Origin of the sequence: Enterobacteriaceae endosymbiont of Macroplea appendiculata (assembly GCF_012571605.1) — a bacterium.
GTDB lineage: Bacteria > Pseudomonadota > Gammaproteobacteria > Enterobacterales > Enterobacteriaceae.
In genome coordinates this window covers 326,932-339,872 of record NZ_CP046220.1, presented here as the reverse complement: position 1 = coordinate 339,872, position 12,941 = coordinate 326,932, and the positions used below count along the sequence as shown (strand labels likewise).

Genomic DNA, 12,941 nt, shown 5'->3' with positions numbered 1-12,941 from the left:
ACAACTTAATAATTAGGGAATTTATTTATGGCTAAAGAAAAATTTGAACGTTCTAAACCACATATTAATGTTGGTACTATAGGACATGTTGATCACGGTAAAACAACATTAACTGCTGCTATTACAACAGTATTATCAAAAAAATACGGTGGCTCTGCAAAATCATTTGATCAAATTGATAATGCTCCTGAAGAAAAAGAAAGAGGAATTACTATTAATACTTCTCATGTCGAATATGATACTGAAAAAAGGCATTATGCACATGTAGATTGTCCAGGGCATGCAGATTATGTTAAAAATATGATTACAGGAGCTGCACAAATGGACGGAGCAATATTAGTTGTTGCAGCTACTGATGGACCAATGCCACAAACAAGAGAACATATTTTATTAGCACGACAAGTAGGTGTGCCATATATTATCGTTTTTTTAAATAAATGCGATATGGTAGATGACGAAGAATTATTAGAATTAGTAGAAATGGAAGTACGTGATTTATTAACACAATATGATTTTCCAGGAGAAACTACTCCTATTATTCATGGTTCAGCATTAAAAGCTTTAGAAGGTGATCTTCATTGGAGTCAAAAAATTGTTGAATTAGCAAAATGTTTAGATGATTATATTCCAGAACCAGTTAGAGCAATACAACAACCATTTTTATTACCAATTGAAGATGTTTTTTCTATTTCTGGAAGAGGTACAGTAGTTACTGGTAGAATTGAACGGGGTATTATTAAAGTAGGTGAAGAAGTAGAAATTATAGGTATTAAAAAAACAATAAAATCTACTTGTACAGGTGTAGAAATGTTTCGTAAATTATTAGACGAAGGACGAGCAGGTGAAAACGTTGGTATTTTATTAAGAGGTATTAAAAGAGAAGATATTGAAAGAGGTCAAGTTTTAGCTAAACCAGGTTCTATACAACCACATATAAAATTTGAAGCTGAAGTATATATTTTAACTAAAGATGAAGGTGGACGTCATACAGCCTTTTTTAAAGGTTATCGTCCCCAATTCTATTTTAGAACAACAGATGTAACTGGTACTATAGAATTACCGAAAGAAATTGAAATGGTTATGCCAGGAGATAATATTCATATGAATGTCACATTAATACATCCTATAGCTATGTCTGATGGTTTACGTTTTGCGATTCGTGAAGGTGGACATACTGTAGGTGCAGGAGTAGTAACAAAAATTATAGAATAATTATTGATAACTTATTGGTTTATATAAGGGAATTTAATATAAAATTTCCCTTTTAAAAAATAATTATCATGTTATATATGTTTATTAAACATTAAATATTGTTTATAATTTACATATTATCATATAGTAATTCTATTAATTTATTTTATTGGTTAATCTAAAATGAATTTTTTAGGTTTTAAGAGACATAAAGTTGCATATATAATAGAATATATAAAATGGACTATTAGTATAGCATTATTAGTGTTAATTATAATATATAATTATATATATCAAAACATACAAGAAATATTTCGTGATCTTTTAGTTAGTGTATTAATGATATGTATGGGTTATGTTATTTTATCTACTAAAAAATTTAAAATAATTTCCACATTTATAAAAAAATCTATTGTAGAAGTATATAAAATTTTTTGGCCGACATATATAGAAACTTTGCAAATGACATTTATTGTATTTATAATAACTGTGATAATTTCTATAATTCTCTGGTTGTTAGATTATTCCTTAATTTATTTAATATCTTTTTTAATTAGATGAGGTTTATTATATGTTTCGGTCTTGCCAAAAAAAATGGTATGTTATACAAGCACGTTCTGGTTTTGAAAGTCGTGTAGCTCAATCATTACGAGAATATATTAAGATACATAAAATGGAAGATTTTTTTGGAGAAATTTTAGTTCCAACAGAAGCTATTATAGAAATACGTAATGGACAGAAATATAGAAGTGATCGTAAATTTTTTCCAGGATATATATTAGTTAATATGATTATGAAAGAAATTAGTTGGCATTTAGTACGTAATATACCTAAAGTTTTAGGTTTTATAGGAGGTGTATCAGATAATCCATCACCTATTAGTGATAAAGAAGTAGATATCATAATTAATCGTTTACAGCAAATTGGTAATAAACCTAGACCAAAAACATTATTTGAACCAGGTGAAATGATTAGAGTAAATGATGGACCATTTGCAGATTTTAATGGTGTTGTCGAGGAAGTAGATTACGAAAAAAGCCGTTTAAAAGTTTCAGTTTCTATTTTTGGCCGTTCTACTCCAGTGGATTTAAATTTTAGTCAAGTAGAAAAAGGATAATCATTATATTATATTTAATATATTTTAATACTAAAGGAAATATGTAATATGGCAAAAAGAATTAAAACTTATGTAAAATTACAAATTCCAGCAGGGATAGCTAATCCTAGTCCGCCTATTGGTCCGGCGTTAGGACAGCATGGAGTTAATATTATGGAATTTTGTAAAATATTTAATACACAAACAAAAAATTTAGAAAAAGGTATGCCTATACCAGTTATTATTACTATTTATATAGATAAATCTTTTACTTTTATAACTAAAACTACACCTGCATCAGTTATGATAAAAAAAATATTAGATATAAAAAAAGGGGCTAATAAACCTAAAACAGAAAATATTGGTACTATTACGCACGCACAAATTCGTGATATTGCACAATATAAATCTGTTGATATGACGGGAGCAGATATCAATGCTATAATGCGTTCCATCGAAGGAACTGCACTGTCTATGGGGATAGTTATTGAGACAAAGGAATAAAATATATGGTTAGATACACAAAACGCATGTCTGCACTTTACACACAAAAAAATAAATTAATACAATCTTTATTAGAAGATGCTATTATTCATCTTAAAAAAATGAGTATAGTTAAGTTTATTGAAAGTATAGATTTAGTTGTGATGTTAGGAATTAATCCTAAGAAGACAGAACAAAATATACGTAGCAACGTGCTATTACCATATCATAATGGACAAAAAAAATATATAGCTGTGTTTGCTGCAGGAGAAGATGCGATACAAGCTAAACAAGCTGGCGCTGAATATATTGGTATGGAAGATTTAGCAGCTAAAATTAGTACAAGAATAATAATAAAAAAAATTAATACTGTTATTGCTACTCCTGATACGATGCATATCGTGAGTAAATTAGGAACAATATTAGGTCCTAAAGGTCTTATGCCAAATCCTAAACTAGGTACAATTACGAACAAGGTATATGATACGATTATTAATATCAAGAAAGGACAAGTAAACTTCCGTAATGATAAAAATGGTATAATTCATATTAGTATAGGCAAAATAAATTTTGATAATAACATTATCAAGCAAAATATATTATTTTTTTTAAAAACAATAAAAAAAAACAAACCTAATAATATAAAAGGTAATTTTATTCATAAAATATATTTGTCTACAACCATGGGTATTGCCATTGATATTACAACAGATTACCTAAATAATTATTAGTGATTTTTATGCTTTACGAATGATTATTTTTTGTTATAATGAAAATTTTTCATAAAAATTTAATAACATTAATATATTATTAAATTTTATAAACAATAAATATATACCATACATTTAGGAGTGCAATAATCTAATGTCATTAAATATTACACAAAAAAAAACGATTGTTGCAAAATTTAAAAAAATTAATAAAAGTGCTGTATCTATAGTTATAGTTAATTTCACTGGAGTTAATGTTAATAATTTGACAATTTTACGAAAAAAATGTCGAGAAAATAATGTAATGATTCATGTTATTAAAAATAGTTTGCTAAAACTTATTATACAAAATAGTTCTTTTAAATCTTTAGAACATAAAATACGTAGATCTATATTAGTTGGTTATTCTTTTAAACATCCTGGTACAGCTGCACGATTATTTAAAGATTTTTCAAATAAATATAATAATTTTAAAATTAAAGCTGCTGTTTTCAATGATAAATTATATGATAATATTGATATTTTAGCTAATTTACCAACATATTCGGAAGCAATATGTTTTTTATTAAAAACTATTAAATTTGTCGCTATCGAACGTTTAATGTATGTATTAATAATGATTAAAAATAAAAAATAAATTTATTAATACATTTACATAAAAATTTTATCCTATATTAGGGAATCATTATTATGTCAATTACTAAAGAACAAATAATACAAGAAATTGAATCTATGTCTGTAATGGATGTTATGGAATTAGTTAAGTTAATGGAAAAAAAATTTGATGTTTCCACTGCTAATTATTTTAATAATACGAATAATAGTACTAAAGAAAAAATTGTAGAAGAAAAAACAGAATTTAGTATTTATCTTACTAATATAGGTAAGAATAAAATTTCTGTAATTAAAGCGGTAAGAAGTATTATGAATTTAGGATTAAAAGAAGCAAAAGATCTAGTAGAATCTGCTCCTGTTGTATTAAAAGAAGCTATTAGTAAAACAGAAGTAACAGAACTAGAAAAAATATTAAAAAATGCTGGTGCAGAAATAGAAATTAAATAAATTAATATATTTAATTTTATACATATATCAAATAAATTATTCATTTTATTATATATAAATTGAGGAACCATATGGTTTATTCTCAAACTGAAAAAAAACGTATTCGCAAAGATTTTGGGAAAAGACCTCATATTTTGGATATCCCATATTTACTTTCTATTCAATTAGATTCATTCGAAAAATTCATACAAAAAAATAATACAGGAAATTGTGGTTTAGAATCTGCCTTTAAAACTATTTTTCCTATATATAGTTATAACAATTATTGTATACTAGAATATATTAATTTTCGTTTAGGCGAACCTGTTTACAATGTCCAAGAATGCCATATAAGAGGTATGACATATTCCGCGGCTTTGCGTGTAAAGTTAAAATTAATTATTTATGATAAAGAAAATAAAAATAATATTAATAGTATAAAAGAACAAGAAGTTTATATGGGTGAAATACCATTAATGACAACTAACGGTACATTTATTATTAATGGTATTGAAAGGGTTGTTGTTTCGCAGTTACATAGAAGTCCTGGAGTTTTTTTTGATAGCGATAAAGGTAAAACACATTCTTCAGGAAAAATATTATATAATGCACGTATTATACCTTATCGCGGTTCATGGTTAGATTTTGAATTTGATTTAAAAGATAATCTTTTTATGCGTATAGACCGAAGAAGAAAACTACCTGTTACCGTAATTTTGAAAGCATTACATTATGATCAAGAAAAAATATTAGATCTTTTTTTCCAAAAAAATATTTACAAAATAAATAATCATGAAATAACTATGATGCTATTTCCTAACAGATTACGTGGTGAAACGGCTCTATTTGATATTAGTATTAATGGCGTTCATTATATTCATAAAGGTAAAAGAATTACATTAAAACATATTAATAAACTAAAAAAAGATAATATTCGTTATATAAATGTTACAAAAGAATATCTTGTAGGCAAAATTGTTGCTAAAGATTATATTAATCCAAATACTGGTGAAGTTATTATTTCTGCTAATTCTTTTTTATCTATTGAGAATATTAATAATATTATTAACAATAATTTTAATAGTATTGAGACTATTTTTACTAATGATTTAGATCAAGGACCGTATATTTCTAGTACTTTAAGAATCGATACAACATTAGATCGTACAGAAGCTTTATTAGAGATCTACAGGATGATTAGACCAGGAGAACCACCAACTAAAGAAGCAGCAGAATTATTATTTAAACGTTTATTCTTTACAGAAGAACGTTATGATTTATCTGCCGTAGGACGGATGAAATTTAACTATTCTTTAAAACGTAGTCACGCAACAGGATCTGGTTTATTAACTCATAATGATATTATAGATGTAATTAAAAAATTAATTGATATTAGAAATGGTAAAGGTCATATTGATGATATTGATCATCTAGGTAATCGTCGAGTTCGTTCTATTGGTGAAATGGTTGAAAACCAATTTCGTATAGGTTTAATACGTGTAGAACGTGCTGTAAAAGAAAGATTATCGTTAAGTGAAACAGATATGCTTACACCACAGGATATAATTAATGCAAAACCTATTTCTGCAGCTATAAAAGAATTTTTTTGTTCTAGTCAATTATCACAATTTATGGATCAAAATAATCCATTAGCAGAAATAACACATAAACGTCGTATATCAGCATTAGGTCCTGGTGGTTTAACACGTGAAAGAGCAGGTTTCGAAGTTCGTGATGTACATCCAACACATTATGGACGAGTATGTCCAATTGAAACACCTGAAGGACCAAATATTGGTTTAATTAATTCTTTATCTCTTTATGCAACAACTAATCAATATGGATTCTTAGTCACTCCGTATCGTTGTGTAAATGATGGTCAAGTAAATAATACAATACATTATTTATCCTCAATTGAAGAAGGTAATTTTATTATTGCCCAAGCTCATATAAACTTAGATCATAATCATGTTATTATAGATGATTATATCACGTGTAGACATCAAGGTGAATTCCATTTATTTGATAAAAAACAAATACATTATATGGATGTTTCAGCACAACAAATTGTATCTGTAGGAGCATCTTTAATACCATTTTTAGAACATGATGATGCTAATAGAGCTTTAATGGGTGCGAATATGCAACGACAAGCGGTGCCAATATTAAAAACTGAAAAACCTTTAGTTGGTACAGGAATGGAAAGAGTTGTTGCCGTAGATTCCGGAGTGACAATTATTGCACAAAATAATGGTATCGTAAAATATATAGATGCATCATGTATTATTATACAAAAACATAATAACACAGATATATTTTCTCATAATATAGATATATATCATTTAATCAAATATAAAAGATCTAACCAAAATACATGTATTAATCAAACACCTTGTGTAAATTTAAATGATAATGTGAATAAAGGAGACGTATTAGCAGATGGTCCAGCAACTGATTTAGGAGAATTAGCTTTAGGGCAAAATATGCGTGTAGCTTTTATGCCATGGAATGGGTACAATTTTGAAGATTCAATATTATTATCTGAACATATAGTACATCAAGATAAATTTACTACAATACATATACAAGAATTGTCTTGTATATCTCGTGATACTAAACTAGGACAAGAAGAAATTACAGCTGATATACCAAATGTTAGTGAATCTTCTTTATCTAAATTAGATTCATCAGGAATTGTATATATTGGTGCAGAAGTTAAAAGTGGTGATATTTTAGTTGGTAAAGTAACTCCTAAAGGAGAAACACAATTATCACCAGAAGAAAAATTATTACGAGCAATTTTTGGTGAAAAAGCTTCTGATGTAAAAGATACATCTTTACGTGTACCAAATGGTATTTCTGGTGTAGTGATTGATGTAAAAATTTTCACGCGTGAAGGAGTTAAAAAAGATCAACGGACTATAGAAATAGAAGAAATGGAATTAAAACAACTTCAGGAAAATTTGTCTAAGGAACAAAAAATTTTTAAGCATTATATTCTAACATATTTAAAACAATATTTATTGAAGCATAAATGTCTTGAACAAGATTTATATAGTAAACATTATAGCAAGTGGTATGCATTATTACCAACTAAACAAAAAAATGAACGTAAAATAGTTATTGATTTAATTAAACAATATGAAAAATTAAAACATGTTTTTAACAAAAAATTAGAAAAACAAAAAAAAAAAATTATTCGTGGAAATGATTTAGCACCTGGAATATTAAAAATTGTAAAAGTTAATTTAGCAATAAAAAGACAAGTACAACCGGGAGATAAAATGGCTGGACGTCATGGTAATAAAGGAGTTATTTCTAAAATTTGTCCTGTAGAAGATATGCCTTACGATGAATATGGCGTTCCTGTAGATATTGTTCTTAATCCATTAGGGGTTCCTTCAAGAATGAATATAGGACAAATATTAGAAACACATTTAGGTATGGCGGCTAAAGGAATCGGACAACAAATTAGTCTTTTATTGCAAAAAGAACAAAACATGCATGATTTAAGAAATTTTATGCAAAAAGTATATAATATAGGTTGCAATATACGTCAAGAAGTAAATTTACAACAACTGACTGACCAAGAATTATTAACTTTAGCACATAATTTAAAAGATGGTTTGCCTATAGCTACTCCAGTATTTGATGGTGCTACAGAAAAAGAAATAAAATTATTATTACAATTAGCTAAGTTACCTACATCAGGACAAATTAATTTATATGATGGACGTACAGGAGAACTTTTTGAAAGACCTGTTACAGTTGGTTATATGTATATGTTAAAATTAAATCATTTAGTAGATGATAAAATGCATGCAAGATCTACTGGATCATATAGTTTGGTGACACAACAACCGTTAGGTGGTAAAGCTCAATTTGGTGGTCAAAGATTTGGTGAAATGGAAGTATGGGCTTTAGAAGCCTATGGTGCAGCATATACGTTACAAGAAATGTTAACTATTAAATCAGATGATGTGAATGGTCGTACCAAAATGTATAAAAATATTGTAGATGGGAATCATCAAATGGAACCAGGAATTCCGGAATCTTTTAATGTTTTATTAAAGGAAATACGTTCATTAGGAATGAATATAGATTTAGAAAAGAAAAATAAATATAAATAATATGGAGTCATACATTATTATTTTATATACATATTTGAGGTTATATATTTGTGAACGATCAATTTAAATATTTACAATCACAAAGTAGAATAAACGATTTTAACACTATAAAAATTACTTTAGCTTCTGCAGACATGATGAGATCTTGGTCTTTTGGAGAAGTTAAAAAACCAGAAACAATAAATTATCGTACATTTAAACCAGAACGTGATGGTTTATTTTGTGCACGTATTTTTGGACCTATAAAAGATTATGAATGTTTATGTGGTAAATATAAACGTTTAAAACATAGAGGTGTAGTTTGTGAAAAATGTGGTGTAGAAGTTACACAAACTAAAGTAAGAAGAGATAGAATGGGTCATATTGAATTAGCCGCACCTATTGCACATATTTGGTTTTTAAAATCATTACCATCACGTATTGGTTTATTATTGAATATACCATTAAAAGATATTGAGAGAGTTTTATATTTTGAAGCATATGTTGTTATTGATATAGGAATAACAACATTAAAAAAAAACCAGATTTTATCAGAAGAACAATATTTAGAAGTTATAGAAGAATTTGGTGACGAATTTAATGCACAAATGGGTGCAAAAGCTATACAAACATTATTAAAAAATATAAATTTACAGCAAGAATATACTAGATTATGTAATGAAATATATAAGACTAATTCTGAGACTAAACGTAAAAAAATTACTAAACGAATCAAATTATTAGAATCTTTTATACATTCTAGTAATAAACCAGAATGGATGATTTTAACAGTTTTACCTGTACTACCACCTGATTTAAGACCTTTAGTACCGTTAGATGGCGGTCGATTTGCTACTTCAGATTTAAATGATTTATATCGTCGTGTTATAAACCGTAATAATAGGTTAAAACGTTTATTAGAATTATCAGCACCAGATATTATCATTAGAAATGAAAAGAGAATGTTGCAAGAAGCTGTAGATGCATTATTAGATAATGGTAGACGAGGACGAGCAATTACGGGATCTAATAAACGTCCTTTAAAATCTTTAGCAGATATGATTAAAGGAAAACAAGGTAGATTTAGACAAAATTTATTAGGTAAAAGAGTAGATTACTCTGGTAGATCAGTTATTACTGTAGGACCTTATTTACATCTACATCAATGTGGTTTACCTAAAAAAATGGCTCTAGAATTATTTAAGCCTTTTATATATGGTAAATTAGAAATTAGAGGTTTAGCTAATACTATAAAATCTGCGAAAAAAATGGTAGAAAAAGAAGAACCAATTGTATGGGATATACTTGATGAAGTCATCCAAGAACATCCTATCTTATTAAATAGAGCACCAACTTTACATAGATTAGGCATACAAGCGTTTGAACCAATTTTAATAGAAGGTAAAGCTATACAATTACATCCTTTAGTATGCGCAGCATACAATGCTGATTTTGATGGTGATCAAATGGCAGTACATGTTCCTTTAACTTTAGAAGCACAGTTAGAAGCTAGAATATTAATGATGTCTACAAATAATATTTTATCTCCTGCAAATGGAGAACCTATTATTGTACCATCACAAGATGTAATCTTAGGTTTGTATTATATGACGAAGGATAAAATTAATGCTAAAGGCGAAGGAATGTATTTAACAGGACCTAAAGAAGCAGAAAGAATTTATCTTTTAGGAGAAGTAGATTTACATGCCTGTGTTAAAGTACGAATTACAGAATATTTATTTAATCGTAAAAATAATATTTTTACTAAGACAACTAAAATAATAGATACAACTATCGGAAGATCAATATTTTGGTCTTATGTCCCTAAAGGTTTATCTTATGATCTTATTAATAAAACTTTGGGTAAAGCATCCATCTCACATATGTTAAATATATGTTATAGAACTTTAGGTTTAAAACATACTGTAATTTTTGCAGACCAAATTATGTATACAGGTTTTCATTATGCAGCTCGTTCTGGTTCATCTGTTGGAATAGATGATATTATTATACCAAAAAACAAAAAAGATATTGTTCAAGAAGCTGAAAACGAAGTATCTGAAATACAAGAACAATTTCAAACAGGATTAGTAACTGCTGGAGAACGTTATAATAAAGTTATTGATATTTGGTCTGCTGCTAATGAAAAAGTTGCTAAATCTATGATGAGAAACTTATCTATTGAAAATATTATAGATAAAACTGGTAATATTAGACAACAAAGTTCATTTAATAATATTTTTATGATGGCTGATTCTGGAGCTAGAGGATCTGCGGCACAAATTAGACAATTAGCAGGTATGCGTGGTTTAATGGCTAAACCAGATGGTTCAATTATTGAAACACCTATTGTAGCTAATTTCCGTGAAGGTTTAAATGTGTTACAATATTTTATATCTACACATGGTGCAAGAAAAGGTTTAGCAGATACAGCATTAAAAACAGCTAATTCTGGTTATTTAACACGTAGATTAGTAGATGTAGCACAAGATTTAGTGATTACTGAAGATAATTGTCATACGATTAAAGGCATTAAAATGTCTTCTATAATTACAGGAGGAGATATTAAAGAACCATTAAAAGATCGAGTATTAGGAAGAGTAAATTTACAAGATATTAAAAAACCTCATACAGATGATATTATCATACATAAAAATACTTTATTAAACGAAGAATATTGTAATTTATTAGAAAAATATTCTATAGATAGTATTATTGTAAGATCAGTAGTAAGTTGTGAAACTAATTTTGGTGTATGTGCTTATTGTTACGGCAGAGATTTAGCTCGTGGACATTTAATTAATAAAGGTGAAGCTATTGGTGTTATTGCGGCACAATCGATTGGTGAACCTGGTACACAATTAACCATGAGAACTTTCCATATAGGAGGAGCAGCTTCTAGAACAGCTACAGAATCTAGTGTACAAGTTAAAGATCAAGGTTTTATTAATCTAGTAAATATAAAATATGTAATAAATTCTTTAGGAAAAGTTATAGTTACATCTAGAAATGTAGAATTAACAATTCTTAATAATTTTGGTAAAACTACAGAAAGTTATAAAATACCTTATGGTGCTGTTATTACTAAAAAAAATGGTTCTAAAGTTACTGCAGGTGAAATAGTGGCATATTGGGATCCTCATACCATGCCAATTATTAGTGAAGTAACTGGTAAAATAAAATTTTGTGATATGATTGAGGGGCAAAATATTATTAAACAAACAGATGATTTAACAGGTTTATCTTCTATTGTAGTTTTAGATGCCGCAGAAAGAAGTAGTGTTAGTAAAGATTATCGTCCTATGTTAAAAATTATAGATGAAGAAAATCATGATCTTATTATTCCTGGTACAGATATGCCTGCGCATTATTTTTTACCAAATAAAGCTATTATTAATTTTAATAATGGTACTAAAATTAGTATTGGTGATATTTTAGCAAGAGTACCACAAGAATCTATTAGTACTAAAGATATTACTGGTGGTCTTCCTAGAGTTGCAGACTTATTTGAAGCACGTCGTCCAAAAGATGCGGCAATTTTAGCAGAAATTAGTGGTGTAATATCTTTTGGGAAAGAAACTAAAGGTAAAAGAAGAATAATAATAACTTCTACAGATAATACATATGAAGAAATGATACCTAAATGGCGTCAATTAAATGTTTTTGAGGGTGAATTAGTAAATAAAGGTGATATTATTTCTGATGGTCCGGAATCTTCACATGATATCTTACGTTTACGTGGTGTTAGTGCAGTTACTCATTATATTATTAATGAAGTACAAGATGTATACAGATTACAAGGTGTAAAAATTAATGATAAACATATAGAGGTTATTATACGTCAAATGTTACGTAAAGCAACTATTCTTAATCCTGGAGATTCAAATTTTTTAGTTGGTGAACAAGTAGAAGTATCACAAATAAAAATGTTAAATCAGAATTTTAATAAACATAATAAAAAAAATATATTATATAAACATAATTTATTAGGTATTACAAAAGCATCTTTAGCAACCTCTTCATTTATTTCTGCAGCATCATTTCAAGAAACAACAAGAGTGTTAACTGAATCTGCTGTAGGAGGTAAACATGATTATTTAAGAGGTTTAAAAGAAAATGTTATAGTTGGTAGATTAATTCCAGCTGGTACTGGTTATGCTTACCATCAACAACGTATAAAAGAACAAAAATCTAAGCAAACAGATAACATTACTGCAGCAGCAGCTAATTTAACCGAGTTACTTAATGCAAATTTAAATGTTAAAAAATAATCTTCATATATTTTAAACATAATCTTTAAAATATATTAAG

9 protein-coding genes are annotated in these 12,941 nt (G+C 27.6%); all 9 read left to right on the top strand.

The features are described 5' to 3' along the window. Positions 1 to 27 precede the first annotated feature (27 nt). The 9 genes from tuf to rpoC all read left to right on the top strand — a co-directional run bounded on the left by tuf (position 28) and on the right by rpoC (position 12,901). Positions 28 to 1,212: an elongation factor Tu gene (gene tuf / locus GJT86_RS01650; protein ID WP_168920548.1), complete on the top strand. Its 1,185-nt coding sequence runs from the start codon at positions 28 to 30 to the stop codon at positions 1,210 to 1,212. A 162-nt stretch (positions 1,213 to 1,374) separates the two neighbouring features. Next, entirely contained in the window at positions 1,375 to 1,752 is a 378-nt protein-coding gene (secE, locus tag GJT86_RS01645) for a preprotein translocase subunit SecE (RefSeq protein ID WP_168920547.1), read from the top strand. A 10-nt stretch (positions 1,753 to 1,762) separates the two neighbouring features. Then, positions 1,763 to 2,308 carry a transcription termination/antitermination protein NusG gene (nusG, locus tag GJT86_RS01640; protein WP_168920546.1) on the top strand — a complete coding sequence of 182 codons (546 nt, stop codon included), beginning with the start codon at positions 1,763 to 1,765 and terminating at the stop codon, positions 2,306 to 2,308. A 48-nt stretch (positions 2,309 to 2,356) separates the two neighbouring features. Then, positions 2,357 to 2,791: a 50S ribosomal protein L11 gene (gene rplK / locus GJT86_RS01635; protein WP_168920545.1), complete on the top strand. Its 435-nt coding sequence runs from the start codon at positions 2,357 to 2,359 to the stop codon at positions 2,789 to 2,791. A 26-nt stretch (positions 2,792 to 2,817) separates the two neighbouring features. Further along, entirely contained in the window at positions 2,818 to 3,501 is a 684-nt protein-coding gene (gene rplA / locus GJT86_RS01630) for a 50S ribosomal protein L1 (protein ID WP_246209050.1), read from the top strand. A gap of 133 nt (positions 3,502 to 3,634) precedes the next feature. Then, positions 3,635 to 4,117 carry a 50S ribosomal protein L10 gene (gene rplJ / locus GJT86_RS01625; protein WP_168920543.1) on the top strand — a complete coding sequence of 161 codons (483 nt, stop codon included), beginning with the start codon at positions 3,635 to 3,637 and terminating at the stop codon, positions 4,115 to 4,117. A 53-nt stretch (positions 4,118 to 4,170) separates the two neighbouring features. Then, positions 4,171 to 4,542 carry a 50S ribosomal protein L7/L12 gene (gene rplL, locus GJT86_RS01620; protein ID WP_168920542.1) on the top strand — a complete coding sequence of 124 codons (372 nt, stop codon included), beginning with the start codon at positions 4,171 to 4,173 and terminating at the stop codon, positions 4,540 to 4,542. A 71-nt stretch (positions 4,543 to 4,613) separates the two neighbouring features. After that, on the top strand, positions 4,614 to 8,651 hold the full coding sequence (rpoB, locus tag GJT86_RS01615) for a DNA-directed RNA polymerase subunit beta (protein WP_168920541.1): 4,038 nt from the start codon (positions 4,614 to 4,616) through the stop codon (positions 8,649 to 8,651). A gap of 50 nt (positions 8,652 to 8,701) precedes the next feature. Further along, a complete protein-coding gene (gene rpoC, locus GJT86_RS01610) occupies positions 8,702 to 12,901 on the top strand; it encodes a DNA-directed RNA polymerase subunit beta' (RefSeq protein ID WP_168920540.1) in 4,200 nt (1,399 codons plus the stop codon). The last annotated feature ends 40 nt before the right edge of the window (positions 12,902 to 12,941 follow it).

Coding starts and splice junctions, on each gene's coding strand:
- tuf (WP_168920548.1), top strand. CDS start 28: ATGGCTAAAGAAAAATTTGAACGTTCTAAACCACATATTAATGTTGGT.
- secE (WP_168920547.1), top strand. CDS start 1,375: ATGAATTTTTTAGGTTTTAAGAGACATAAAGTTGCATATATAATAGAA.
- nusG (WP_168920546.1), top strand. CDS start 1,763: ATGTTTCGGTCTTGCCAAAAAAAATGGTATGTTATACAAGCACGTTCT.
- rplK (WP_168920545.1), top strand. CDS start 2,357: ATGGCAAAAAGAATTAAAACTTATGTAAAATTACAAATTCCAGCAGGG.
- rplA (WP_246209050.1), top strand. CDS start 2,818: ATGTCTGCACTTTACACACAAAAAAATAAATTAATACAATCTTTATTA.
- rplJ (WP_168920543.1), top strand. CDS start 3,635: ATGTCATTAAATATTACACAAAAAAAAACGATTGTTGCAAAATTTAAA.
- rplL (WP_168920542.1), top strand. CDS start 4,171: ATGTCAATTACTAAAGAACAAATAATACAAGAAATTGAATCTATGTCT.
- rpoB (WP_168920541.1), top strand. CDS start 4,614: ATGGTTTATTCTCAAACTGAAAAAAAACGTATTCGCAAAGATTTTGGG.